This window comes from Klebsiella sp. S69, from assembly GCF_016516145.1.
In the GTDB taxonomy this organism is placed as follows: Bacteria; Pseudomonadota; Gammaproteobacteria; order Enterobacterales; family Enterobacteriaceae; genus Klebsiella; species Klebsiella oxytoca.
Genome location: NZ_JACVUU010000024.1, coordinates 49064 through 75712 on the forward strand (window position 1 = coordinate 49064; position 26649 = coordinate 75712).

The window sequence follows — 26649 nt, forward strand, 5'->3', positions numbered from 1 at the left end:
GGATGAGAGGCTATTCTTTAATAAAACAGATAGCGGATAAACTGGCTGAAAGTTAAATGATTACTAACCTGAGGTTTGTAATATGGATAAGCTACGGGCGATGGAGACCTTTATTGCGGTCGTGGAGTGCGGCAGCTTTACCGACGCCGCGGCGCGGCTCGAGATGTCGGCGGTGATGGTCGGGAAATATATCGCGCTGATCGAACGGCAGCTTAATACCCGTCTTCTTGAGCGCAATACCCGCCGCCAGAGCCTCACCGACGCCGGGCGGGTCTATTTTGACGAGGCGAAACGCGTCCTGGAGCAGGTTTCAATCGCCGAGAGCGCGGTGGAGAGGCTGCGGATCGCGCCCGCGGGCACGCTGCGGGTAAGCGCGCCGACGTCGTTTGGCGCCTGCGTCATTGCTCCGCTGACCGCCACGTTTCTGCAGGCATGGCCCGACGTGCGCGTGGAGCTGGATCTGACTAACCGGATGGTCGATCTGGTGGATGAGGGGTTCGATTTGGCGATCCGCATCGGCGAGATCCGCAATAGCGATCTGGTGGCAAAATATCTCGCGCCCTACCGGATGACGATCTGCGCCGCGCCCGGGTATTTAGCCCGCTACGGTACGCCGACGACGCCTGCTGACCTGGCCGATCACCTCTGTTTGTCGCATACGGTGTGGACCGCGCGCAATGAGTGGAAGCTGCCGGGCGCGGAGGAGGGCGTCCGCTGGAAACGCGACGCTGTTCTGCGCTGTAATGATGGCTATGCGCTGCGAACGGCGGCGATCGCCGGGGCCGGACTGGTGTTGCAGCCGGAAGTCCTGCTGGCCGATGCGCTGGAGAGCGGTAAACTGGTGCGCGTGCTGGAGGCGTATACCCCGCAGCCGAGGCCGGTTCACCTGCTCTGGCGGCAGGATCTGCGGCCGCTGCCGAAGCTGACGCGCTTTGTTGAGCATCTTCTGCAGGGGCAACGCCAGAACGGGCGGACCGCTTAATTTTCTGCCGGGCGGCGGCCTGACGCTATGGGGGTCTTGTTGGCCCGGCAAGGCGTCAGGCACCGCCGGGCAATCTGCTTAGTCGCGCAGCGCGTGGCGCCAGTCGGCGATCAGATCCTGCGGATCTTCTATCCCTACCGACAGACGAATCAGCTGGGGAGTAATGCCGTTGGCTAAACGCTGCTCCAGCGGGATCGATGCGTGGGTCATGCTAAACGGCTGGCTCACCAGGCTTTCCACGCCGCCGAGGCTCTCCGCGAGCGTAAACAGCTTCAGCTTGCGTATGATCCGCTCGGCGTAGCCATCGTCGCCTTTGACCACCACGGAAATCATCCCGCCGGGAAGCGCCATCTGCCTGCGCGCCAGCTGATGATGCGGATGCGAGGCCAGCCACGGGAACCAGACCCTTTCGACCTGCGGCTGCTGCTCCAGCCACTCGGCAAGCAGCAGCGCATTGCTGCTGTGGCGCTCCATACGCAGCGCCAGGGTACGAATACCGCGCAGCGTCAGGAAACTGCTGAACGGATCGAGCACGCCGCCAACCGCGTTTTGTAGATAGCCCAGCTTTTCCGCCAGCGCGGCGTTGTCGCCGACCACCGCCAGTCCGGCGACCACATCGGAGTGGCCGTTAAGGTACTTGGTCGCCGAATGCACCACGATATCAAAGCCCAGCTCAAGCGGACGATGGATGGCCGGCGAGGCGAAGGTGTTGTCGGTAACGCTGATAATATTGTGCCGCCGTGCAATGGCGGCGATGGCGCTGAGGTCGGCCAGCTTAAGCAGCGGGTTGGTCGGCGTTTCAACCCAGATCATGCGCGTGTCGGGTTGAATAGCCGCTTCGATAGCCGCCAGATCGTCGGGCTTCACCCAGCTCACCCGCAGGCCGGCGCTGCGGCGGCGAACGTTTTCAATCAGCCGGTATGTGCCGCCGTAGACATCGTCGACGGCGACCAGGTGGCTGTCTTTATCCAGCAGCTCCAGCACGGTTGAGATGGCCGCAAGGCCGGAAGCAAAGGCGTAGCCGCGCGTGCCGCTTTCCAGGTCGGCAATCGCCGTCTCCAGCGCGTGGCGCGTCGGGTTGCCGCTGCGCGAATATTCGTACCCGGTATGCTGGCCCGGCGCGGGCTGGGCAAAGGTAGAGGTGGCATAAATAGGCGGCATCACCGCGCCGTGTTTATCGGTAAATGTGCCGCTATGTACGCTCAGGGTATGCAAGTTTGTCATTGAGAAGTCCTTACTGTTCGAGTCGGTTACGCCAGGTGGTCAGCACATCGCTGCGGGTAATGAGGCCAAGAAAACGATCGTTGTCGGCGATAACGGCCACCAGACCGCGATCGAAAATGGCCTTCAGCGCGCTTTCCGGCGCGTGCTTATCCAGGGTCTCCACGTTACGGGTCATCGCTTCCCTGACCGGCAGAGAAAAGCGCTGACTGTCGCCCTGGACGTGGCTAATCAGATCCCATTCGTCGACGATGCCGACGACGCGGCCGTTTTCCAGCACCGGTAGTTGTGAGATGTCGTAGAGACGCATACGCGCGAGGATGGCCGCCAGGGTATCGTCCGGCGCGGCGGTGATGGTTGCCCCTTCGTCGTGGCGCAGAGCGATAAAATCGCTGAGGTCGCCGCGCGAAGGGCGGCTTAAAAAGCCCTGCTGGCGCATCCAGTCATCGTTAAACATCTTTGATAAATATTTATTGCCGCTGTCGCAGGCGAAGGTCACCACGCGTTTAGGGGATGTCTGCGACCGGCAGTAGCGCAGGGCGGCGGTGAGCAATGTTCCGGTAGAGGAGCCTGCCAGAATGCCTTCAACCTGCAGCAGCTGGCGGGCGGTGGCGAAAGCTTCGCTATCGGTGACGCGGTATGCGCTGCGGACGCCGTCAAGATGGGCCAGCGGCGGAATAAAGTCTTCGCCGATCCCTTCAACCAGCCAGGAGCCGGTTTCACCGTAGCGCCCGGTTTCGACCTGGTCCGCCAGAATGGAGCCCGCCGGATCGGCGAGGATAAATTCCGTCTCAGGGGAGTGCTCAGCAAACCAGGCCTGCAGCCCGCCGAGCGTTCCGCCGGAGCCGACGCCGACGACAATCGCGTCGATATCGCCCTCCAGCTGCCGGAAGATTTCCGGGGCAGTGGTGGTGGCATGCGCCAGCGGATTAGCCTCGTTATTAAACTGGTCGATATAAAAGGCGCCTGGCGTTTCGTCGGCAAGACGCCGGGCGTAGTCCTGATAGTAGGCGGGATGGCCTTTGTTAACGTCCGAGCGGGTAAGCTGTACCTGTGCTCCCAGCGCGCGCAGGTGGAAAATCTTCTCGCGGCTCATTTTGTCCGGCACCACCAGGATCAGGCGATAATTTTTCTGCGCGGCGATCAGCGCCAGCCCGAGGCCAGTATTGCCGGCGGTGGCTTCGATAATCGTGCCGCCGGGTTTTAATTTTCCTTCGCGCTCTGCCTGCGTAATCATGGATAGCGCGACACGGTCTTTTATCGAGCCGCCGGGATTTTGATTTTCCAGTTTCAGAAACAGGCTGCAGGGGCCGGTATCCAGCTTATGAAGCTGCAGCAGGGGAGTATGACCAATCAGGTCGCTAACGGAATGAAAAACTGACATAACATTTTGCCCATTCGTATCGAGATGATTTGAATGGTAGGGCTGCAAAATTGGCATTTTAAAGAACTTTTGTCTGCTGCTAAGAGCAAAAAGGAATATAAGATGCTTTTTAGCCGTCCGGAGGGAAAGGTTGTTAGCCGCCTGGGCGTGTCGATTTCCAGAATAGCGCGCTTTTGCCCGGTTTTTCGCCGAATTATCCGTTTTTACGCGCTGCTTTATCTCTATTTCAGAAAAGGATTGCCAAAAATATTCGATAGTTTCCAGCGGCAATTTTCAGGTGCCAGCGAAAATATCAGCGCCGGTATACCGGGACATTGTTCAACGGAACAAATTCAGATGGATGAATTATTCCTGATAAGACGCTCCTTCTCGTTTCAATAAAAAATATATATCAGGAACCCTTTTTCCAAAAATATCCTGCCCTGCAGGTTAATCAGCCAGGAAATTGTCTGGTACGATCCAGTTAACAGAACAGGAACATAATTTATACCTGAAAGACATATACATGTAATGATTCTGTCGTAACCAGTTACAAGGAAGCTACTATGAATAAAAACGACATGAGTCCTTTACCTACCAATACCCACGAGTGGTTTTTTAATCGTAACAGCATCATCATTTTGCTCGATATTGTTCTGTTTATCGTTCTCTACAACACGCTACCCTATGAGCCGAAGGTGGTCATGGGACTGAGTATGCTCGCTTTTATCGCCGTATTATGGTTAACGGAAGCGCTGCACGTGACCGTTACGGCAATAATGGTTCCCGTTATGGCTGTGCTGTTGGGAGTATTTAATACCCAGGCGGCGCTAAACAGTTTCGCTAACTCTACGATATTCCTTTTCCTCGGCGGCTTTGCTCTGGCGGCGGCGATGCATGTGCAGGGGCTGGATAAAGTCATTGCCGATAAAGTATTAGCGATGGCGAGGGGCAAAATGAGCCTCGCGGTCTTTATGCTGTTTGGCGTGACGGCTCTGCTGTCAATGTGGATCAGTAATACGGCGACGGCCGCAATGATGATGCCGCTGGTATTGGGGATCCTGAGTAAAGTCGATGGCAAAAACAGCCATTCGACCTATGTGTTTGTGCTCCTGGGGATTGCCTATAGCGCCAGCATTGGCGGGATGGCGACCATCGTCGGCAGTCCACCGAATGCGATTGCCGCCGCCGAGGTGGGGCTCTCCTTCTTTGACTGGATGAAGTTCGGTTTCCCGGCAATGATCGTCTTACTGCCTGTCGCTATTGCGATTCTTTACCTCGTGTTCAGGCCGGAACTTAAGGGGACCTTTGAAACGAATACTGAGCAGGTCGATTGGGATAAAGGCAAAGTTGTCACCCTGGCTATTTTTGGCCTTACCGTATTCTTCTGGATTTTCAGCGGACCCATTAACGACCTGCTGGGCGGTTTTAAATCCTTTGATACCATTGTGGCATTAGGCGCCATTATATTAGTCAATTTCGCCCGGGTGGTTCACTGGAAGGATATAGAAAAAACGGCTGACTGGGGCGTGCTGTTATTATTCGGCGGCGGTATCTGCTTAAGTAATGTGTTGAAAGAGACGGGCACCAGTCTGTTCCTGGCAAACCAGATTAGCGGGATGGTGGCTCATATGGGGATATTTATTATTATCCTGGTGATTGCAACATTCGTGGTGTTTCTGACCGAGTTTGCTAGTAATACGGCCAGCGCCGCTTTGCTTATTCCCGTATTTGCCTCAGTGGCCGAAGCGTTCGGCATGTCGCCTGTGATTCTGTCGGTATTGATTGCCATTGCGGCTTCATGCGCTTTTATGCTGCCCGTGGCGACGCCGCCAAACGCTATCGTTTTCGCCACCGGCCATATCAAGCAGCAGGAGATGATGCGCGCCGGCCTGTTTTTGAATATTGCCTGTATCGTCGTTTTGACCGGTTTTAGCATGTTGTTTTGGTTATAACTTAAACGCAGCGCGGCGGTCATTGCTGGCCGCCGTGTCGGGGTGATTCTCTTTGAGCGACAGGCGGGGCGCGCTCTTGCCATCGGCGACATCGCCAGTATAAAGCGATGCCGGGCGTTAACGATTAAGCCAATAATCTAGGGTAGCGTAAAGGTGACCGTTGCCCTGGCGCTCCAGGCGCCTGAGGCGTTCGAGCTTTGCGCTTTCCACTGCGCCGTCAACGACTGTGGCGTCTGCACGGGGTGGGTATAGGTGGCGCCCGAACAGACGTTGGCGTTGGTATTGTCGCGCTTTATTCGAAAATCGATTTGCCCTGTTGTCGCGCAGGTCCAGGATTCAATAATGTTGAAGTTCTCAGATGCGCCAAAATTGCGGGTTATATTGCCCTGCCCGGTAACGGTAAGCGGTTGTTCCATATAGGTGGTGCGCCACGCGGAGATAGTTCCGGTGTTGAATACCGTGCTGGGGAGAATTTCTATCGCAGCAATATTGCGTATATTAACGGCGATAGTATTGGTGATAGGTAAGGCCGGTGAATAACTGATCGTCGGGGCGTAGGCGGGTCGTTTGCCTGAAGGCACCAGTATAAAAGAATGGCTGATTGTCGATCCACTGGCCAAAGATGTAAGGGCGCCTTGCGTTACAGTGCAGTAAAGAAAGACACTTGGTGGCGTTGCGGCAGAAAGTGTAGCCTGCAGATTTGTATCGTAGGAGGATGATGATGGCATTGTCGTGAAAGTCTGACGTGGGTAAGTAAGCGTTGTTACACCGACATTTGCTGAATCTGGACGGGTCAAGGATCGAGTGCTTTGTGACCCATTATTATTAGATTTCAATTGAACGAAAGTACCAAACGAACTTATAACGTATGGTTCATTCCCCGAACCGAAAAAAGATTTACATGTGGCACCTTTGCCCATGCGTATATCGTAATTGACCTTAAAGGTGAAGCAGCCGTTTATGGTAAGAGATGCACCGCTGGCGGTTGCAGTACAGGTTCCCCTGGCATTAATTGAGGCGGCGGCAGCTGTGGCGACAGTGTTACTTGTCATGCTATAAGTATGCGATCCCCAGTAAATCAGCCCATTTTCTTGAACATAATTACCACTACCGATGGCGGGTGCCCAAATAACTTTTTCACCGTCAGGGATTACCGACGCGCTGGCCGTAACGGTCTTTGGCGTCAGCGTGACGGTTATCGGATCGGTAGTATAAGCGCCGGTTACTGGATCAAACGATCCGCTTTTAACCTCGGGGGTGACGGTGAGTGCCGTTACGGTAGTAACGAACATAAAAACAAACCACTTCATTCTATTCTTCCTCGTAAGGCGTGCTATTTACTTCGACCAAGGGCGCAGAATTATTGACAGACGCTCGTCGCGCTCCAGAGACCGGATGCGCCAGCGGGTTTACGGGCGATATAATCAGCCTGACAGGTTGTTTCCTGCCCCTGACCGTTGCCCCACTGCACAAGCAGAGTTCCTTTTTGCGGTAAACCGCTCAGGAATACTTCCCCACCGTCACCGACAATAGAGGTGTTTCCCTCTGTTTTAAGCAGCGATACCACCGCCCCAAAGGGGATTGGTTTGCCGCCGGGCAGCGTTAACGTCATCAGGACGCGGTGGCCAATGGCCGTTTTATACTCTGCTCTGACGAGTGCCCCGCGGGTGGGGACAACTTTACTGGTCATATAGGTGATATCGGTATCGTCCCGCAGGGTCTTGCTATTCAGGCTAATATCATTGCGGCGGTACGGGGTCAGGTAAGGAACAACCGCATAGCCGCGGCTGTCCGTAGTGATGCCGCTATAGTTATTGATACCGACGCCTTCGGCATCCGGTGCTTTTACCAAGCCAATGGTTTCACCTAAGGGTTGTGACAGGGTGATACCATTTTCATGAACGACGAGCCCGCCGGCGATGCCGTACCCCAATTGCCGGGTATCACGGCTGTGGCTGTAAGAACCATTTACCGTTCCATAGCTTGTCTGCCAGTTGGCATTTGCTCCTACCAGTTGTTCGTTATGGCTGGAGTGAGTGGCGTTGATGCCCCAGTCAAGGCTGCCATCATCAAATGCCGAGCCGTTGAGCCTCAGGTTATGGCTGGTCCCGTTTCCACTCGTCCGGGTTGTGCCATAGGAGGCGTAAGTCTGGGGCAGGAACTTATCCAGAGGCACATTAATTTCAAAAGAGACAACATTATCCTGATCGGCATGGCCATACAGGCCGGTGTTGCGGTTCCAGGAGTAGTTCAAACTGATGCCAATGGCGTTGAAGTTTTTGTAGTACCCCAGGTTCGCCGACAGGCTGTTACGTTTGTTATGCCAGTAATCCTCACTGATCAAGGAGGCATTAAACGCGCCAAAATTGGCGCCAAGATCCTGATTCACCGACAGCTCAGCCCGGTTACGACGGCGGTCAGTAACATATGATGGAATGTTACTATCGCTTCTGTAGGTGCCGAGCGTCTCCTCCAGCGAGCGAAATCCGGAGGTTGAATAGCGATAACCGGCGATGGTGAAGTTTGTTCCCGTTTGCAGGAAATTTTTGCTATAGCGCACCCGTAGCGACTGACCCTGTTGCCTGCCCGTATCCGTCGGCGCTGACACCGAGTGGATGACATCGGCTGAAAAAGCGCCCCATGCGCCGATGTTCTTGCCCACGCCCAGAGCGTAAGACTGGTATTTGCTGCCTGCGTTTTGCACCCCACCGTACAGCGTAAAACCGAGCGGGAGACCATAAATACCGGTTCCCTGCACAAACAGATTTTTTTCCGTTTGCGGATCATAGGCGCGAAACTGACCGCCCGTTACGCTATAACGAAATTTCCCTTCGCGCTGCAGCACAGGCAAAGAGGCATAGGGGATAATCAAATGTTGTTCGCTTCCATCCGCTTCTTTAATCGTGACGTCAAGATCGCCTGCCCCGCCTGTAGAGGCGAGATCCGTTATTTCAAATGCTCCCGGCGCCACTTTGGTTTCATAAACCACGTATCCGTTCTGGCGTATGGTGACAAGGGCATTACTGCGGGCAATCCCCCGCACTACAGGCGCATAGTTGCGTACGCTGGAAGGGAGCATGTCATCATCTGAGGCTAGTTGAACACCGCGGAACGGTACGCTATCGAAGACATCAGAAGGGGCGGAACTGTCACCTAACGTCAGTTGGCTTCGCAAAGAGATAATATTCCGCTGAAGATAGCTGTAGACGTTGTCCCATTTACTTCCACTCTGATTACTATGCTCAAAGGTGGTGTAGTTGCGCAGACGCCACGGCCCGATGTTTATTCCCGGCCGCAGGTTGAGGTACGTACTTTTATAGGTATCAGCACCGTTATACTGGCTCTGATAACTGTTCATGCTGTAATTGAGTAACACGGCAGGAATCCCCTCATCCCAAAGCTCGACGGGCACTTCATCCTGACTGCGTGCCTTTAATGCCGCGTGGGGAATGCTCAGGTTTAGCCGCTGTCGGTTAAACTGAAAGTCAGTAAACGCGTCTGGAATAGCGTCCAGCTTAATGCATTCGCTGTTACTGTCCTGCAGCTCTGGAAACGGGGCGGTATTAATCCCCCACTGGGTGAGTTCCTCCAGGGTAACGCAGGGTTCCAGCTTGCCATCAGCAGTTTTCGAGAACATCACGTCACGGGCCTCGGCGGTCACCATCTCATTATTCACTGAAATATCGACCCGGTATTTTCCCGCAGGCTGACCATTGGCGACTTCAAAGACCGAGAGGTCGGTTGTACGCTCTGAAACACCATCCCGAACCTCAAGCAAGGCAGGATTAAAATACTCATCCGCAAAAGATTTATCAGGAACATTCAGAAGCGTAATGATAATCAAAAGGGATGTATATTTCGCAGTGAAATTTATCTGTCGCAAAATTCCATACCTGTTATACAAAAACATCGGTGAGAATTAATATGTGGCGTGAAACTCTTTGCCACTCGTTCCGTAGTCATTAATTATTTTCCAGTCAACACTATTGCTGGCCGCACCGGATGGAATAGTAATTAACAGCTCTGATTTGGGCGCTACATAGGTTTGTTCAGGGAGCACAGGCTTAAACATCTGACCTCCTACCTTGATCATCCCAAAGTTCATATAAAACGGCGTTGGGTTAGTAACCTGAATCTGATTACCTACTCTTTTCCAGCTAAGCAGGCTGGCGCTTTCTTCCGGTATACTCTTAATTGATGCGGGGCGGTAAATAAATTTCAGCCTTTTTTTAATCGCCAGCTGTAAAGTGTTTTCGCGCATGTCCTCTTTTTTAATTGACGGGATGCTTTTAATATTGAGCCAGAATAAAGATTCGCGATCATCCGGGAGTCGTTCGCCGCTGTAAATAGCGCGTAAGGTATTATCCTGCCCTGGTTCCAGGCGAAACAATGGTGGCGTGATCGTAAATGGAGCTTTAGATTTGTCATGCTCCCCCCGGTCTACCCAGGACTGAATAAGTACCGGAATCCCTTTGTTTGAGTTACTGACAGTAATGGAAGCCTCTTTTTCATTGCCGTTAAAAACCAGACGAGTGCCCCCGACAGAAACAGCTGCAACGCTGCTAGTGCTAACTGAGACTGAAGCCAAAAATAAAGATAAAAAAAGGAACGCTTTCATGAATACTCCACTAACGGGGGCGCTGGCACCCCCGCCATATTACATATTTACATATAAGAGATATTTACCTGGGCTACGGCGTTAGCCTGGCCCGCGGTGACAGCGGCTGAGGTACTGATATAATTAGCCGTAAAGTTGAGCTGCTGCGTAGCGGCAGATGTCAACGCAATACCAGAATCGGCGGAGTTAATATCGATATTGGTGCCGTCAGCCTTTTTGATATTAATCGATACACCGGTTGCGCCACCGCCGGTCAGTGCCAGGTCGCCTGCCGCATCCGCTGCGCCTGAAAAGGTAACCAGCGCGGCAGTCGGACCACCTGATGCCGGACAACCCGTTAAGTTAATGGAAAAAGGAACCGGGAGGGTCGTCGTTCCCACAGTCGGGAATTGCGCGATACCGAATGTGCCGAGCTGAACGTTTACAGTATTATTCGAGGTAGCTACGCTACAGGCTTCCTGAAGAATGGTTCCGCTGAAGTTAACGGTGGCATCTGCAGCCAGTGCCTGAGATGCAGACACAGATAACAGACCAAATGCAAACGCAACTGCTGATAATTTTTTCATACATCATTATCCTTAATATAAGCTACCGAAGTCATTCGGCGCATATTGCTATAAAGTTTCACAGAGCCATATCACATGAATGGCCTTGGGTAACAACATAACGACCCCGTTATTTCTATGCACCTGAAAACGTCTTATTAAGAATGTTTGAACGTTCATGACTTACGCCTGGAAAAATCCCTATCCCGGTATATAAAAGCTGCAGCATGATTTTTTGCTGCTGGCAAAAAACGGCACAAAGCGTACTTATCAAAAATACTAAATAACATTACCTCTTCATTTATCTGGTTTTTTACTATCGAACCACAGGGGGGGGCGGTTGAGGGCGGCTTTATTACAGGTTATTGTCCTGGGTTTTATGTTGTAATTTTGTTTAAAAATCCCGCTTAATTTAAATAGATATTAACAAGGTGCTTTGCCTTGACTGTTTATTAATATTTCATAATACCTGTTGTTATTATTTTAATAGCGAGAGATGAAATCGATAATGTTCTTTCTAATCAATCGGTTGTAATATTCTATTTTGGGGTTTTAAATGTATTTAAGAACCTTTAAGGTTTTTTAAGGGCATTTCATGTAGCAGCACGTGACAGTTTTTAGCATTAAATGAGATGATTTCCTTGAGAAAAGTGTATTTTACCTTCACGTCCCGGGTTTATCCCTGACACAGGAAAACCAGGATATTACGCTATGGCTTTTTTATGATACGTCACGGGACGCGCGTTTTTGCCATGCACTCACAAATCGTGACCTGATTTTGGCTTTCAGTCATATAAAATTTAAAAGGATCAATGATGAGTAAGATTATAAGGCACGAAATTAATGAAAGCTGGGCAATATCCGGAGTGGTCGAATCCTGTGGTTTGGTCTTTGTGAGTTATTGTATTGGTAACATCGGGAAGCCCATCGAGGAACAGATAAATGGCGCTTTCGATAATTTGAGCGAAAGGCTTAACGCTATCGGCCTGACGCTGGAGTCAGTCGTAAAAATTGATGCTCTGTTTCGCGACGTATGGAATATCCCATTAATGGAAAAAGTCATGCGTCAGCGATTCAACGGCCATTATCCCGCCAGAAAATCAATTCAAACCGAGTTTGCCCATGCTGGCGGGGCCACAGGTATGCTCTTTCAGCTTGATGCGATTGCCTGTCGTTAATCGATGTCGCCTCTTCTGTAATTGACAGGGGCGCGCCGTTTCGCTGTTCAACCGGGAAGCCATTGCATCGACCTCCCGGCTTGCTGACCCGCTAAAATAAATCGCTATCACACGAATAGGCATTTTATTCGGAGGAACTGATTTTAAACCATCGCTTTTTTTGCCGGGTCGTAAAAAACAAAAGCGATTTTGTTTTTGTCAGGATCGCGAACGTAGGCACTGTAAAAATCAGCGCCGTAGTGCGGACGAAAAGCCGGTGGGCCTTCATCTTCGCCACCATTCTCAATCGCTAATCTATAAAGTTCCTGGATCATTTCAACGGATACCGCATTCAATGCAACCATGACGCCATTACCTCGGGTGGCGGGGAGATTATCAAACGGCATTCCAACGCATAATCCGGTAGTATGATTATCTTTGAACGTTCCCCATGCGGCGCCTTTTTCGCTACGCCCATCGAGAGGATGGCCAAGCACGCGCATCAAAGGCGCATAAAATTTATAGGAAGCTTGAGGGTCATTGGTTCCCAGCATAATATAAGAAAACATAGCATCTCCTTTTTAAAAATAGAGCATAACATAGCTAAGATATAACGAATATTTACCGGGTGTGAATTCAGATATTACATGAAAAATTCCCGGATAAGGTTGGCGATAATGAATAAAGAAGAGGTAAGGATCGTGCTTAACTTATGCTGTGCTGACGCTTCCCCTCAGCGTGGCAGGCTGGAATGATAAATATTTGTTATATCCAGTCAGAAGGGAACCACGGGCTCCCGACAGTAAAAAACAATAGACTTAACGGGGATAAAAAAGATCGACGCCCGGGCGCTATGTTCTTTTGACGCTAAGGATAGCGTTGACCATTAGCGCTAACACGCCGACGGGACTGATAAAAAACATCTTCGTTGGGCAATAACTGATTGTAGTTTCAGGGTTTATTCGTTTTAAACCTACATTTTTAATCACGACGTTTCGTAAATTTTTAACCATTAACCGGCTAATACGTTTATGGGCGCGGACGTTTTTGGTGAAGTTTGACAGCCGAAAAGACTCAGCATTAAAAATTAAAACGTCACATATGTTTTTTCAATCATATAATTAGCTATAATGCATGTAATTCCAGCTACACTGATCACCTCCTTACCCTTTTAACCTCTTTTAACATATCAACCGCGAATAGCATATGTATTGGATCATAAACAAAAATATAGAATTTTGGCCTGAAAATAAGCGGTTAATCTCGTTGAAAAACCCGGCGCTGAGCGTCACATTGACGGCTCCGGCAAGCCACTGTCTTGTTCTTTTACTGGAAGCCTCACCGGAGCTGGTCAGCCAGCAGACTTTTTTTAAAAAAGTTTGGGAAGATGAGGGGATCCTGGTTCCTGCAAATACCTTGTATCAAAACATATCGATTGTCAGGCGCGGACTGCGCGATGTCGGAGAAACGGATAACTCATTAGTCGTGACGGTGCCGCGTAAAGGTTTTCATATCAATGCCAACGTTAACATTGAAAAACGTGAAAAAATATCTTTAGATTCAGTAGGTTCTGCTGATGCATCTCTCGCGGTGCAGGATAGCGTTGCGGGAAAAAAAGCAACCACTGAATCTGTGGCTACCGTGCATACGGCTGATAAGAAAAACGCCCGCTCAAAGGCTGTCACACTCTTGATTATGGCATTGAGTTTACTGGCGGGCTTTTTTTCTCTGCATTACCTCTGGCACTTTAATGATGAAAAGCCCTTTTTTAGCAGCTATACATTAGTTGAAAGCGATCGCGGTTGCCATTTTTATACCATAGATGATAATCATGCCAGCATTGATAAATTTAATAGTTATAAGTCTTTGATTTTCAAATCCGGACTGGACTGTAAGAAGTATCCCTTTGTTTATTTTTCCATGTCGCAGATGACTCCAGGTTTTATAGTGTTTATTTGCAGGAAAAGCTACACCGCGAAGGTTTCTGCCGGATGTGTTACTCTCTCTTTTCGTGGAATTGTACATGAATAGAATAAAAATTGTGATTGGCTTTTTTATTTCTGGCGCTCTGGCAGGGGGGATCTATAATTTTGTGAACGATAAAATACATCATAAGGAAGAGTGTACGGCATCGCTCGTGGTCTTCAAGGATAATACACAAACTAATTTGACCTTAAATTTCATGTATTCACTTGCTGAAGGTAAGGGTACCGTTGCGGTCAGCGGTAGCTATCTGGATGGCGGGAAACTGCAGGGCCATATCAGAAGAGATGTCATCTATGATATGGTCAAAAATCATGAAACTCACCATTTCCACTCCAGAGAAATAAACCGATACGGTAACATTGACTCCGTGTCGGATGAGTTCCTGGCCAGCATCCTGCCTGACTTTTACGTTTATCCAAATGAAAAAATAAGCTATATTATCTCAAAGCAAAATGAGCATAGCTTTCTGATAAAAATTGGGTCACGACCGCTACTGTATTGCGCTAATTAACGGTAAGGATGATGAGTCAGGCTTGCTTATCATCCACAATTATCTGGCATAATCGTCCTTTAAATGGTCTTTTATAATGAGTAAATCAGTTAGCTTCCCTGCGCCAATTTTTCGACAGGCCACATATCTGTAATTGCTGACGATCTTACTGGTGAGCGATAGAGATTCAGCGATAACATGCGTATCTTTACCTTCAAGGCTTTTGTTGAGAATGATTTTTTCAATTTTGCTTAAGCGCTGGTTTTTGGTCGGTTTACACTTAACCCGTCTGATCAGGCAGCGGAGCGCTTTCATTATGACTTCCGGCGGCGCTTTAGCATTTATCACGGTATCTGCATCACAGATGAGTGCATGCTGCGACGAACTCAGAATCAGTAATACTTTGCATCGCTGGTTTAACGAGGAAAGTTTGCTGGCGTTGCATTTGTTTTCTAAACTCAGATGCAGGATAACAATATCTTCATAGTTTAAACGATCGAGTTGCGGGTCGTCACACTGACAGCTTTTGATTTCCATCGCGTTATATTGTCCGACACAGATAATGCCATCTCGAAGATACTGGTTATTGCTGATGATGAAGATAGCCATGATAACTCCCGTAAGCATTTCACTCATGATGTGTCGTATTCAATGACTATATCTGATTGTTCAGAAATTCAAACTTATCTCGTCTTAAATTTTCTTATTTTCTCATATTAAATGGTAAAACTTATAGTAAACAAGGAGTTGTATGATTTTTTGAGGTGTCTGATAAGATATAAATAACATTTGGAAAATTCCTTATTAAATAATAATCGTCTTTTAATGTGCTTGGAATAATCTTAACGTTGATTTGCGTCATTATATCGTGGTTGTGATTGGTGCTTTACTAATCTCATGCGTATTAATCATCTTATCTTTTTACGCAGCGTATAGCACTTGTCACCAGGTGCCATAAATAAATTCACTTGCGGGATGTGGTTTTATGAATGGGGTTATGGAACTAGAATTCTGGATGCGTGTTGCCATTGGTGAAGCTGAAGAGAGTTTGCGTGAGGGGAATAAAGGTTTTGGCGCCGTTATCATCAAGGATGGTGAGATGGTTGCGGCGGCGCATGACTATGAGGAAACAGAGGGAGACGCAACCTCACATGCTGAAATCAACGCGATTAAAATTGCCAGCCAAAAAATTGGCAAAAATTTAAACGGGTGCATACTGATATCCACCAGTGAGCCTTGTCCTATGTGCGCATTTGCCATCGCCTGGTCCGGGATAAGCGAAATAGCTTTTGGTTTTTCTATTCAGGATGCACTTGCTCAAGGGCGGCGGCGGATTGCATTTCAGTGCGTCGAGGCTTTTGATAAGGCGGGCACAGAGGTCATTGTTCATAAAGGTATTCTGCGGCGGGAATGCGCAATTCTCTATCGTGCTGACGTTCGCAGCGAAATTAATCATCTGCGCAACGCAACCGATGAAGACCTTAAGGCGCTGAACGCGGATTCCATTGCCCGGCGTACTGCATGGTTCTGCCAAAATAAAGCCGGGTTGAATATTGGCGATAGCCATTTATTAGACACCGCACACCGCTTACTTATAATGCGATTCCACGCTGCAGAGGTCGAAATGCCCGTGGTGAACAGAACAGAGAAGCAAATTACTTTCCACTCTATGAATTTCTGCCCAACGCTTGAGGCATGCAGAATTCTGCGCCTTGATACCCGGCACGTTTGCAAACTCCTGAATGAAGAGTCCACCGATATGTTAGTGAAAAAGATAGATAGCCGACTTCGCTTCTCTCGAAATTATAATAACCTCAGACCATATTCCTCTTTCTGCGAAGAATCTATTTCTATTGAGGATTGAACGTGTGTTGCCATAAGCGATGTGCCTGATTGTTCCAGGGCCGTTAACGGACTTTAGCTTCCTGAAAAGCAAAGCTATCCGTTAACCATCGGCGATTCAACAGGGCTAAGCAGGCGATCAGCGGCGTAATGTTAAAACTTTTAAAGGAGAAGTCATGAAATTAATCGACTTGCACATGCATTCGGCATATAGCAACGATGCCGATTTCCCGGTCAGCGATCTGCTTACCATGGCTAAAGCGGCGAATCTTGCGGCCCTGGCGATAACCGATCACAACTCGGCGCGATCCGTTGAGGAGTCTATTCGCTATGGCAGAGCAAATAGCGTAAGCGTGATGACCGGGATTGAAATCGACTGCGCGTTTGCGGGCAATAATTATCATCTGCTGGGCTACGGTTTTCGTCGAGACAGCCGGGATTTTGACGCCGTCGAACACAACTTCCATCGTCTGGAAACTGCCGCGACGCCGCTAAAGCTGGAGAAACTGCGGGCGCTGGGGTTCCAGCTTGATGAAGAGCGCCTGTATGCTATGGCCGGCGATCGGGTCCCGCAGGAAGAGGAGATGGCAGAACTTATTTTAGAGGATGCGCGCAACCTGAATCATGATCTGCTGCTGCCTTACCGCGCGGGGAATGCGCGCAGCGATATGCCGTTAATTAACTTTTTTTGGGACTTTTTTGGCCGAGGCAAACCCTGCCAGGTGACGGTGGAATTGCCGCCGATGGCGGAGATGGCGGCGCTGATAATCGACAACGGCGGCATTCCGGTCATTGCGCATATCGGCGCTAACGTGAAGGAAAAGCCGCTGGCGGTGATTGACCAGATGTTGCCGCTTGGCGTACGCGGCGTGGAAGTGTTCTCCAGCTATCATGATGAGGAGCTATGTCGCGAACTTTATCACTACACGCTGGATAAATCGCTGCTGGCGACCTGCGGCAGTGACTTTCATGGTAAAAACAAACCCAACATTAAGCCTGGCGACTGTAGACCATGGCGTGACGCGCTACCGAAAACCCTGGAAATCCTCGAGCAGGCTGATCTTTATTGACGCCTGAAATCTACCGGCTCTGGGCGAGTTATTAAATAACAAGGACAAATGATTATGCGTAGAGGTATTATCAAGCAGGAAAAGAGGCACAGGAAGAGGTATCTGCTGTCAGTCAGAGAAAGAGATGGACCACCTTCGTTGTGCCTCTAAATAGAGAGTCACAAAATCGCGTATATTTTATGGGGGCGCATAGTATTGTTGAGAGCCACGTTTCACGGCAATGACTCTCTGCTTCGGATAAATTTAGCTACGGCTTGTAACGCCTCATCCGCTTCAGGTACCTTTCCTACCGATGACTGAAATACATGCCAGAGCCCGTCCCATATCTCAAGCTCAACTTGCATCCCAGCCTTTTTAGCATATCGGGAGAGGCGTAATGCATCATCGCGCAATAACTCCTCGCTTCCCACCTGAATAAATACGGGAGGAAGTCCAGACAAATCACCAAACAGGGGAGAGACAAGAGGATCGCTTCGTTCACTGTCCGAACAGTAGTATTTCACGGTCATTATCAGGTCTTCTATGCAAAGCAGCGGATCGAGACCCTTACACAGCGTTATGCTCTTACCAGAAAGTGTGAAATCTAACATGGGAGACAGCAGAACAGACGAGTCCGGCAAAGGATCTTGATGCTGTTTTAACAGGAGTAAAAGCGACATGACCAGTCCACCACCGCTGGAGTCTCCCGCGAGGATAATGTCCTCTGCTGAATAACCATTAGCAAGCAGCCATAAATAGGCCTGATGACAATTTAATAAGGCCGCAGGAAATCGATTTTCTGGCGCCAGAGGATATTCCAGTACCAGAGTTCGACAACCAGAATATTGTGCGAGACAGGCAGCGAGTTTTCTGTGAGTCAGACACGATCCCTGAGAATTTCCACCGCCGTGGAAATAGAGAATAATCCTGGTATTTATCGAATCGGGATATGAAATCCATTCCGCAGTTATCTCTGTATCGTTAACCGTTTCGATGCATACACCCGCAGGTAGTGTTGCCTTTATGGCTGCAGACTCCCAGACCTGGCGCTGAAGGAATAGTGGGGTATTCAAAAGAAAATGAATATTTTCATCATGATTTTCAAATAGCTTAGCTTTATAATCTTTTGCTCCGTTACTCAGCATCTTAATTCCTTTTGCTGCTTACGCCAGAAATAATAATTGTCGGTAGTGCTTTTTTTGCATTTTAATAGGCATTAATTTATTTACTCATTCATAAACAATCTGAGAAATACGCCACATTATAAGTTTATTAAAATTCTTCGGCTTTTTTTTATCTTTCCCTACTAACCGACAAATAGCTTATTTTTTCAACGACGCTGGTGATAAGGCTTTTCCCGCAAAACAAGCGGACCTACGCTCAGGCAATTGATGCGAGAGAGCGTGGGGCAGGCAAAATCCCTGGCAATGAATTTTTTCTGGCAGAGAGGGGGAGGGGACTTTGAAGGGAAGCTAGTGCTGGCTCCCCAAAAGCAAAAAACCGCCTTGTGGGCAGGTTCTTTAAATAGTGGTGCCCGGACTCGGACTAACGCCGTAGGCGTTGAACAGCGCGCTTGTCGCGCTGGCCCCGGAGGGGTGAGCCGCGGAGCGGCGAATAATCGAACGGAGTTCGATGGAGAAACCGCTCGCAGAAAAGCAAAAACCCAGCCATAGGCTGGGTTCTCTGAATGGTTGGTGCCCGGACTCGGACTAACGCCGCAGGCGTTGAACAGCGCGCTTGTCGCGCTGGCCCCGGAGGGGTGAGCCGCCGTGCGGCGAATAATCGAACGGAGTTCGATGGAGAGTCCGCTCGCAGAAAAGCAAAAACCCAGCCATAGGCTGGGTTCTTTAAATAGTGGTGCCCGGACTCGGAATCGAACCAAGGACACGGGGATTTTCAATCCCCTGCTCTACCGACTGAGCTATCCGGGCAACGGGGCGCATTAAACCTGATTCGCCGCACCTCGTCAACGAAATTTATCTGTTTCGCAGCAGACTGAACAATCTATCACCACATTGCGTCAAAAGCACGCATCTTCAGGCGAAAAACGCCGTCCAGGCTACCGAAATCGGCATCGCCAGCACCAGGGCCGGCAGCATATTCACCACGGCGAACATTTTAATTCCGCAGATGCGCAAACCGGTGGCAACCAGCAGCATCCCGCCGACAGCGCTGAAATCCGCCATCATCATCGGCGTGGTTAACGGCATAATCAACGATGCGCAGGCCGCCAGCGCCAGCTGGATGGCCAGCATCGGCACGCAAATGGCCGAGACCGCCAGCCCCAGGGTGCAGGCGAAAATGGTGGCGGTAAAGAAGTCGAGAAACGCTTTGGCAATGAGAATGCTGGCGTCACCGGTCATTCCTTCGCGCATCGCGCCGAAAATCCCGGTTCCGCTGGCGCAGAACAGGACGATAATCGCGACGTAGCTTTGAATATACGACTCATGCGCCGAACTCTTTATCTGGCCCTTTTTTGGCGAAAGCAGCTGCTGAAGCTTACTCACCAGCGTATTAATGCCTTTCTCCATATTACATACTTCGCCGAACAGCGCGCCCACCAGCGTTGAAAGCACCATCACCGGCAGGTTGGCGCATTTGATCACCAGTAGAATACCGATGCCCAGCGACGCCAGCCCAAAAATAGAGGTCATTGATGTACGAATCCGTTCCGGCAATCTTTGACTTAAGAGTGCGCCAAGTACGCCGCCCAAAAGGACCGCACCGGCGTTAATAAATGGCCCTGTAACCACAGTATGACTCCTGTTAATTATCCCTAATGACTGCATTATTATGGCGCGAAGCTGGCCAAAAGGCTTGCGCATCCGTGGGGTCGCTGCATACGTAATTCATCTTGCACGGTACATTTAAAGGTGACATGATTGCGCGAATTTTCTCCTCCCCTGAATGAGGCCGCCGGGATGACGACATCGCCACTACATCACCAGTGCCGCTGCGTACAGATGCGCAGGCTGCCTCGTCTTGCTACCCTTACTCTGCAACTTCTGCCCGTCATGCGGTGAGCGTAACGCAGGCTCACTGCAGGACAACAGTAAGATCGGACGCGGTCTGCTTTTACTGATGTCTGGCGGTCGGAGCTGGGATCCAGCCAGACCCTGACAGTTCGTTGGCCAGAGCAGAGATGCCCTGGCCTAAGCCTTTTACTCTCCGGAAACGGGTATTCGCGCTCATGAAATCAATGCACATTGCCGCCAGCCGCGAGCTGGTATCCCACCTGTCCACCCACCGTCGCGTGGTGGCCCTGGACAGTACTGATTTTACCGATGTGGCGGCAGTCGTCATTACCGTGGCGGACAGCCGCAGTGGCATCCTTGCGTTGCTGAAACGCACGGGCTTTAACCTGCCGGTCTATCTGTTCAGCGAAGCTGAGCACGAAAAACCAGAAGGCGTGACGGCCATCGTTAGCGGCAAAGAGCAGGAGTGGCTCGAACTGGAAGCCGCCGCCTGCGACTATGAAGAGAACCTGCTGCCGCCGTTCTTCGATACGCTGACTCAGTACGTAGAGATGGATAACAGCACCTTCGCGTGCCCCGGCCATCAGCACGGCGCCTTCTTTAAGAAGCATCCAGCGGGGAGGCAGTTCTTCGACTTCTTTGGTGAGAACGTCTTTCGCGCCGACATGTGCAACGCCGACGTTAAGCTTGGCGATCTGTTGATTCATGAAGGATCGGCCAAACACGCGCAGAAGTTCGCGGCGAAGGTCTTCAACGCCGATAAAACCTATTTTGTCCTTAACGGTACCTCGGCGGCGAACAAAGTGGTGACTAACGCGCTGCTGACCCGCGGCGATCTGGTGCTGTTTGATCGCAATAACCATAAATCAAATCATCATGGGGCGCTGATTCAGGCAGGCGCGACGCCGGTCTATCTTGAAGCATCGCGCAACCCGTTCGGTTTTATCGGCGGGATTGACGATCGCTGCTTCGATGAAAAATACCTGCGCGATCTGATTCGCGAGACGGCGCCGGAAAAAGCCGATACGCCGCGCCCGTTCCGCCTTGCGGTGATCCAGCTCGGAACCTATGACGGGACGGTATATAACGCCCGCCAGGTGGTCGATAAAATCGGCAGCCTGTGCGATTACATCCTGTTTGACTCGGCCTGGGTCGGCTACGAGCAGTTTATTCCGATGATGGCCGACTGTTCGCCGCTGCTGCTGGACCTGACGCCGAATGACCCGGGCATTTTTGTTACTCAGTCGGTGCATAAACAGCAGGCCGGTTTTTCGCAAACTTCGCAGATCCATAAAAAGGATAACCATCTGCGAGGGCAGGCGCGTTTTTGCCCGCATAAGCGGTTGAATAACGCCTTTATGCTGCATGCCTCGACCAGCCCGTTTTATCCGCTGTTCGCGGCTCTCGACGTGAATGCCAAAATCCATGAAGGGGAGAGCGGGCGCCGCCTGTGGGCCGAATGCGTGGCGCTGGGTATTGACGCGCGCAAAGCGATTATCGCTAACTGCAAAATGATCCAGCCGTTTATTCCGCCAATGGTCGCGGGACGCCCGTGGCAGGATCACCCCACCGAAACCATCGCCCGCGAGCGGCGCTTCTTTAGCTTTGAACCGGGCGCGCGCTGGCACGGCTTTGAGGGCTATGCCAGCGAACAGTACTTCGTTGACCCCTGTAAGCTGCTGCTGACGACGCCAGGAATCGATGCGCAGAGCGGGGAATATACTGATTTTGGCATCCCGGCGACCATTCTGGCCCACTATCTGCGCGAAAACGGCATTGTGCCGGAGAAGTGCGATCTGAACTCTATTCTGTTTCTGCTGACCCCCGCCGAAAGCGCGGAGAAGCTGGCGCAGCTGGTGGCGATGCTTGCCCAGTTTGAGCAGCATATCGAATCGGATACGCCGCTGGCCGAGGTTCTGCCGAGCATCGTTAACAAATACCCGGTGCGCTATCGGGACTACACCATCCGCGAGCTGTGTCAGGAGATGCACAACCTGTACGTTAGCTTTGAGGTGAAGGATCTGCAAAAAGAGATGTTCCGCAAGCAGAGCTTCCCGCGGGCGGTCATGAACCCGCAGGACGCCAACCGCGAGTTTATTCGCGGTAACGTCGAACTGGTGCGCTTAAGCGAAGCGGAAGGGCGCATTGCGGCGGAGGGCGCGCTACCGTATCCACCGGGCGTGCTGTGCGTCGTGCCTGGCGAAATCTGGGGCGGGGCGGTGCTGCGCTATTTTCTGGCGCTGGAGGAGGGCGTCAATATGCTGCCAGGCTTCTCGCCGGAGCTCCAGGGGGTCTATAGCGAAACGGACTTTGACGGCATTAAGCGTCTGTATGGCTATGTGCTGAAAGCATAAAAAAACGCCCCGTTGATATCACCGGGGCGCTTTTTTTATTCGTACATCTCGGGTGAAGCCGTTTATTTAATGTACGACGGTCTGCGCACCGGCTGGTACGCGAACGTGCTTGTATTTAAACAGCGCGACGAAAGCAAACGCCAGAACCAGCGAATAGCCGGCGAAAATCAGCCATACGGTTTGCCAGTCGGTAATCCCTTCGACGGTAAAGTGCTCCACCACTTTGCCGCTCACCATCCCGCCAAGTATGCAGCCGAAACCGTTGGTCATCATCAGGAACATTCCCTGGGCGCTGGCGCGGATTTCCGGGCGAACCTCTTTTTCCACAAACACCGACCCCGAGATATTGAAGAAGTCGAAGGCGCAGCCATAAACGATCATCGACAGCACCAGCAGCACGGTGCCGAACGGAGTCGGGTCGCCGTAAGCGAACAGGCCGAAGCGCAGCATCCACGCCACGATACTAATCAGCATCACGTTCTTGATGCCGTAGCGGCTGAGGAAGAACGGGATGGTCAGAATGAACAGGGTTTCCGAGATCTGCGAAATCGACATCATCACCGAGGCGTGCTGCACGATAAAGCTGCTGGCGAACAGCGGATCTTTATCAAAGCTGTGCAGGAAGGTGTTGCCGAACATATTGGTGATTTGCAGTTCGGCGCCCAGCATCATCGAGAAAATAAAGAAGATCGCCATACGTTTGTTTTTAAACAGCGCGAAGGCATCAAGGCCCAGCATGGCGGTCCAGCTCTGGTTTTTCTGCTGATTGGCTACCGGAATATGCGGCAGCGTCAGAGTGAAGAGCACCAGCAGCAAGGAGAGCGCCGCGCCGATATAGAGCTGCATATGGCTCAGCTCAAAGCCGGAGAAGCTGACGCCCCACATGGCGAGGATAAAACCGATGGTACCCCAGATGCGAATCGGCGGGAAATCGGTCACGATATCCATGTTCGCAGACTGCAGGCGGTAGTAGGAAATGGTGTTAATCAGCCCCAGCGTCGGCATATAGGCCAGCGAGTTAAGCAGGATGACGAGGAACATCTCGCCCGGCGTAGTGACCTGGGCGGCGAGCCACAGCGTCAGCGCGCCGACCAGATGGCAAATGGCGTAAACCCATTTGGCGCTGATCCATTTATCGGCAACGATACCAAGCAGCGTCGGCATAAATACCGCAGCGATACCGAGCGAGCTATAAACCGCTCCGATGGCCGCACCGTCAAACTTCAGGGTAACGAACATATATGAGCCGAGCGTGGTCAGCCAGCTCCCCCAGAGGCAGAACTGCAGGAACGACAGTATTTTGAGCTGCAGCTTAAGATTCATGTTTTGATCCTCACGGATATAGAATTGTTTTGTGTTTTAAATAACATTTGTAGCGTTATTTTGGTTGGATTCTATCATTCATGGGGTGGATGCTTTTGTTAACTGCCGCAGAAAATCGCAAAACAGTTGCGCAACTCTATTGTGTATAGCAGAAGGAAGGCGCCCTTGAGGAAACAAGGGCGTTGGCAGAGGATTACTTGCGGCGGTAGCCTTTTTGCGCGGTGTTTACCTTGTAGAGATAACGGCGCGATTCGGCGGATGGGTGACGGCTGGTGATGGTCTGATAAACGTCGCCCGGCGTCATATTATTGATGATATTCGCGGCCTGAATCTTATCGCTGGAGAAGACCCGCAGCACGCTGCCCGCGCCGCCGTTATAGGCGGTAATCACCGCATAGCGACGCGAGGTGGGGTTAGCAATACCGGCCAGATAGACGTTGTTCAGCATGGCCAGATAGGCGGTCCCGGTATCGATATTATTGGCCGGATCGAACAGATAGCTGCGGCTCGGCAGGCCGGATTTCCCCTGCGAGCGGAACACATCCTTCCCGGCACTGTGCTGCACCACCTGCATCAGCCCCAGCGCGTCGGCATGGCTGACTGCATAGGGGTTAAAGGACGATTCGGTTTGCATAATCGCCAGGATCAGCGACTCATCAACGCCATATTTGCGCGACGCCTGACGGACCATGCCAATGTATTTATGCGCACGTTTGTCGAGATGGTTCGGCACCAGGTTGATGGTGATGCTGTAGATCATGCGCGGACCGTTGCTGCGGCTTTTCAGACGCGTTTGCAGCAGGTAGTCCGCAAAGCGTGAGGCGCGCCACTCCCAGCGAATCGACTCACCGGTGTTATCCACGACCTGACCATACAGGAACGGTTCTTTTGAGATCTGAATGTCATCGACGTCGGAATAGAGGTCGATGGAGTTAGGGTCATCGCCCATCAGCAGGGTTTTAATAATCGCCTGGCGCAGACGCCCGGCCGGGTCAGTGCCGGCGATGGTTTCGACGGTAATCGTCCCGGCGTCAAAGTTGATGTGGCTGCGGGTTTGATACTGGTCGGTGTATTTGACGTAGTCCTTCGGCCCGGCGAGCAGAACTTCGTTATAACCCCAAATGTTCTCGATGTTATGGGCGAACTGGCCCATCAGAATATCAAAGCCGTTGGTGTCCTTCACCCACGCCTCGTTATACTCGGCGCCTTTTTTGGTTGAGCTGGAACACGAAACGAGCAAAGGCGCAATCAGCGCTAGCGCTAAGTATTTTTTCATCATTCCGGGAGTGCGTGTTGTGTTTGTTGTGGTAAAGGGCCGTCAGGCCCTTACTGTTTTTCTGGCGGCGTATAGCCTTCGATGTGTACGTCTTTACCTTCAAACAGGAACTGAACCATCTCCTGCTCCAGCAGTTTGCGATGCTCGGGGTTCATCATGCTGAGTTTTTTCTCATTGATCAGCATCGTCTGTTTGTGCTGCCACTGGGCCCAGGCTTCTTTAGAGATTTCGTTATAGATACGTTTGCCCAGTTCGCCCGGATACAGCTGAAAATCCTGGCCATCGGCTTCACGCTGCAGGAAAGTACAAAAAATCGTTCTGCTCATTCTTAATCCTCTTTAATCGCCAGAAAGCTAAACCGGTGCTCCGGCTTTTAACTGTTGCAACAAGCGCTCCACGGGGGCCGCCAGACCGACGGACGGCGGCTGCGCTAAGTTATACCAGAGTGCGCCCCCTTCATCCATGCATGCGCCGGATGAGTGCACTGTAAGCCACATCGGCACAATATCCAGATGGAAATGGCTGAAAGTGTGGCGAAACGCGGTTAATTGCGTCAGATTATCGGCCTTAATCTGGCGCTGCGCCAGCCACTGCCGCAGCGCATCTTCATCTTCAAACTGCGGGAAGCAGAACAATCCGCCCCATAAACCCACTGGCGGGCGCTGGCAGAGAAATACCTCATCGCCGTGCTGCATCAGCAGGAAATAGCCGGTACGTTCCGGGATCGTCTGTTTCGGTTTTTTGCCTGGATATTGAGCCCATGAATGACTGGCGTAGGCTACGCAGCCGTTATTCAGCGGACAGAGCTCGCATTTGGGCTTAGAGCGGGTACACACCATCGCCCCGAGGTCCATCATGGCCTGGTTAAAACGCTCAACCCCTTTCGCTGGCGTCACGTCCTCACTAATATCCCACAGGCGTTTCTCAACCTCTTTTTTCCCCGGCCAACCGCTGACAGCATAGCAGCGCGCGAGCACGCGCTTCACGTTGCCGTCGAGAATCGGATAATGCTGACCGAGAGAAAGGGATAAAATCGCCCCGGCGGTGGAACGACCCACGCCCGGCAGCGCGGCGACTTCATCAAAAGTTTGCGGGAAGTTTCCGCCGTGCAGGGTGGCCACCTGCTGCGCCGCTTTATGCAGATTGCGCGCGCGGGCGTAATAGCCCAGCCCGGTCCACAGATGGAGGACTTCATCGAGTGGCGCATTGGCCAGATCGGTAATTGTTGGGAAACGCGCCATAAAGCGCTCAAAATAGGGGATAACCGTCGCCACCTGCGTTTGTTGCAACATCACCTCGGAGAGCCATACTTTGTAGGGCGTCTTGCCGATTTGCCAGGGCAGGGTTTTACGTCCGTATTTGTCGTACCAGTCCAGTACCTGGGCTGAAAATTGCGCGGCGAGAAAAGTCAAAGCTACGGCTCCGGGATAGCGATTATAAGGTGGCAGATTGCAGCACAAGGGCGAGAGGCTGTAAACCCTTGCATCCGCCGGGTAACTTTGGATAATGCCCG

The 26649-nt window shown here is 51.3% G+C and carries 23 protein-coding genes and 1 tRNA gene; 9 read left to right on the plus strand and 15 right to left on the minus strand.

The window, feature by feature from the left end; genetic code table 11:
- Positions 1 to 82: 82 nt before the first annotated feature.
- A complete protein-coding gene (locus IAE27_RS21990) occupies positions 83 to 982 on the plus strand; it encodes a LysR family transcriptional regulator (RefSeq protein WP_004105783.1) in 900 nt (299 codons plus the stop codon).
- A gap of 78 nt (positions 983 to 1060) precedes the next feature.
- Here the strand turns inward: IAE27_RS21990 and IAE27_RS21995 are convergent, their stop codons facing one another.
- Both IAE27_RS21995 and IAE27_RS22000 read right to left on the minus strand, forming a co-directional pair.
- On the minus strand, positions 1061 to 2206 hold the full coding sequence (locus IAE27_RS21995; RefSeq protein ID WP_070556262.1) for a trans-sulfuration enzyme family protein: 1146 nt from the start codon (positions 2204 to 2206) through the stop codon (positions 1061 to 1063).
- Positions 2207 to 2216: 10 nt separating this feature from the next.
- Entirely contained in the window at positions 2217 to 3587 is a 1371-nt protein-coding gene (locus IAE27_RS22000; RefSeq protein ID WP_070556300.1) for a pyridoxal-phosphate dependent enzyme, read from the minus strand.
- 33 nt (positions 3588 to 3620) lie between these two features.
- On the opposite strand from IAE27_RS22000, the gene IAE27_RS22005 reads away from it, so the two are divergent.
- The gene (locus IAE27_RS22005; RefSeq protein ID WP_224329750.1) at positions 3621 to 3968 is read left to right on the plus strand and encodes a hypothetical protein; all 348 of its coding nucleotides are present in this window, start codon (positions 3621 to 3623) and stop codon (positions 3966 to 3968) included.
- Positions 3969 to 4132: 164 nt separating this feature from the next.
- Entirely contained in the window at positions 4133 to 5521 is a 1389-nt protein-coding gene (locus IAE27_RS22010) for an SLC13 family permease (RefSeq protein ID WP_004105776.1), read from the plus strand.
- Positions 5522 to 5658: 137 nt separating this feature from the next.
- Here IAE27_RS22010 and IAE27_RS22015 read toward each other — a convergent pair whose 3' ends face one another.
- The 4 genes from IAE27_RS22015 to IAE27_RS22030 are packed head-to-tail and all read right to left on the minus strand — an operon-like array spanning position 5659 to position 10705.
- Complete coding sequence (locus tag IAE27_RS22015; protein ID WP_200092871.1) at positions 5659 to 6831, minus strand: hypothetical protein; 1173 nt, start codon at positions 6829 to 6831, stop codon at positions 5659 to 5661.
- 50 nt (positions 6832 to 6881) lie between these two features.
- Positions 6882 to 9404: a fimbria/pilus outer membrane usher protein gene (locus IAE27_RS22020; RefSeq protein WP_064343832.1), complete on the minus strand. Its 2523-nt coding sequence runs from the start codon at positions 9402 to 9404 to the stop codon at positions 6882 to 6884.
- Between the two features lie 36 nt (positions 9405 to 9440).
- Positions 9441 to 10139 carry a molecular chaperone gene (locus IAE27_RS22025; RefSeq protein ID WP_004105771.1) on the minus strand — a complete coding sequence of 233 codons (699 nt, stop codon included), beginning with the start codon at positions 10137 to 10139 and terminating at the stop codon, positions 9441 to 9443.
- Between the two features lie 47 nt (positions 10140 to 10186).
- Entirely contained in the window at positions 10187 to 10705 is a 519-nt protein-coding gene (locus IAE27_RS22030; protein WP_004105769.1) for a fimbrial protein, read from the minus strand.
- A 791-nt stretch (positions 10706 to 11496) separates the two neighbouring features.
- On the opposite strand from IAE27_RS22030, the gene IAE27_RS22035 reads away from it, so the two are divergent.
- On the plus strand, positions 11497 to 11862 hold the full coding sequence (locus tag IAE27_RS22035) for a RidA family protein (RefSeq protein WP_224227548.1): 366 nt from the start codon (positions 11497 to 11499) through the stop codon (positions 11860 to 11862).
- Positions 11863 to 12005: 143 nt separating this feature from the next.
- Here IAE27_RS22035 and IAE27_RS22040 read toward each other — a convergent pair whose 3' ends face one another.
- Positions 12006 to 12410 carry a VOC family protein gene (locus IAE27_RS22040; protein ID WP_004105765.1) on the minus strand — a complete coding sequence of 135 codons (405 nt, stop codon included), beginning with the start codon at positions 12408 to 12410 and terminating at the stop codon, positions 12006 to 12008.
- 637 nt (positions 12411 to 13047) lie between these two features.
- Here IAE27_RS22040 and IAE27_RS22045 point away from each other — a divergent pair.
- Entirely contained in the window at positions 13048 to 13872 is an 825-nt protein-coding gene (locus IAE27_RS22045) for a winged helix-turn-helix domain-containing protein (RefSeq protein ID WP_154022536.1), read from the plus strand.
- Positions 13865 to 14338 carry a hypothetical protein gene (locus IAE27_RS22050; protein WP_004105761.1) on the plus strand — a complete coding sequence of 158 codons (474 nt, stop codon included), beginning with the start codon at positions 13865 to 13867 and terminating at the stop codon, positions 14336 to 14338. Before IAE27_RS22045 ends, IAE27_RS22050 begins: the two co-directional genes overlap by 8 nt.
- Before the next feature lie 39 nt (positions 14339 to 14377).
- Here IAE27_RS22050 and IAE27_RS22055 read toward each other — a convergent pair whose 3' ends face one another.
- Positions 14378 to 14926: a LuxR C-terminal-related transcriptional regulator gene (locus IAE27_RS22055; protein WP_004105759.1), complete on the minus strand. Its 549-nt coding sequence runs from the start codon at positions 14924 to 14926 to the stop codon at positions 14378 to 14380.
- A gap of 388 nt (positions 14927 to 15314) precedes the next feature.
- On the opposite strand from IAE27_RS22055, the gene IAE27_RS22060 reads away from it, so the two are divergent.
- Together IAE27_RS22060 and IAE27_RS22065 are read left to right on the plus strand one after the other, a co-directional pair.
- Positions 15315 to 16181: a nucleoside deaminase gene (locus tag IAE27_RS22060; protein ID WP_224257920.1), complete on the plus strand. Its 867-nt coding sequence runs from the start codon at positions 15315 to 15317 to the stop codon at positions 16179 to 16181.
- 154 nt (positions 16182 to 16335) lie between these two features.
- Positions 16336 to 17229, plus strand: coding sequence for a PHP domain-containing protein (locus IAE27_RS22065; protein WP_049591553.1), 894 nt, complete (start codon positions 16336 to 16338; stop codon positions 17227 to 17229).
- Between the two features lie 212 nt (positions 17230 to 17441).
- Here the strand turns inward: IAE27_RS22065 and IAE27_RS22070 are convergent, their stop codons facing one another.
- From IAE27_RS22070 to IAE27_RS22080, 3 genes are all read right to left on the minus strand, one after another.
- On the minus strand, positions 17442 to 18353 hold the full coding sequence (locus IAE27_RS22070; RefSeq protein ID WP_115239192.1) for an alpha/beta hydrolase: 912 nt from the start codon (positions 18351 to 18353) through the stop codon (positions 17442 to 17444).
- Between the two features lie 710 nt (positions 18354 to 19063).
- Positions 19064 to 19139, minus strand: a tRNA-Phe gene (locus IAE27_RS22075).
- 105 nt (positions 19140 to 19244) lie between these two features.
- Complete coding sequence (locus IAE27_RS22080) at positions 19245 to 19961, minus strand: DUF554 domain-containing protein (RefSeq protein ID WP_004105748.1); 717 nt, start codon at positions 19959 to 19961, stop codon at positions 19245 to 19247.
- Positions 19962 to 20398: 437 nt separating this feature from the next.
- On the opposite strand from IAE27_RS22080, the gene IAE27_RS22085 reads away from it, so the two are divergent.
- Positions 20399 to 22537 carry an ornithine decarboxylase gene (locus IAE27_RS22085; protein ID WP_142475508.1) on the plus strand — a complete coding sequence of 713 codons (2139 nt, stop codon included), beginning with the start codon at positions 20399 to 20401 and terminating at the stop codon, positions 22535 to 22537.
- Between the two features lie 66 nt (positions 22538 to 22603).
- Here the strand turns inward: IAE27_RS22085 and IAE27_RS22090 are convergent, their stop codons facing one another.
- The 4 genes from IAE27_RS22090 to mutY all read right to left on the minus strand — a co-directional run bounded on the left by IAE27_RS22090 (position 22604) and on the right by mutY (position 26548).
- On the minus strand, positions 22604 to 23860 hold the full coding sequence (locus IAE27_RS22090; protein WP_016807921.1) for a nucleoside permease: 1257 nt from the start codon (positions 23858 to 23860) through the stop codon (positions 22604 to 22606).
- A 193-nt stretch (positions 23861 to 24053) separates the two neighbouring features.
- On the minus strand, positions 24054 to 25139 hold the full coding sequence (gene mltC / locus IAE27_RS22095) for a membrane-bound lytic murein transglycosylase MltC (RefSeq protein ID WP_004105745.1): 1086 nt from the start codon (positions 25137 to 25139) through the stop codon (positions 24054 to 24056).
- Positions 25140 to 25186: 47 nt separating this feature from the next.
- Positions 25187 to 25462: an oxidative damage protection protein gene (locus IAE27_RS22100; RefSeq protein ID WP_004105744.1), complete on the minus strand. Its 276-nt coding sequence runs from the start codon at positions 25460 to 25462 to the stop codon at positions 25187 to 25189.
- A 27-nt stretch (positions 25463 to 25489) separates the two neighbouring features.
- The gene (mutY, locus tag IAE27_RS22105) at positions 25490 to 26548 is read right to left on the minus strand and encodes an A/G-specific adenine glycosylase (RefSeq protein ID WP_004105734.1); all 1059 of its coding nucleotides are present in this window, start codon (positions 26546 to 26548) and stop codon (positions 25490 to 25492) included.
- Between the last annotated feature and the right edge of the window lie 101 nt (positions 26549 to 26649).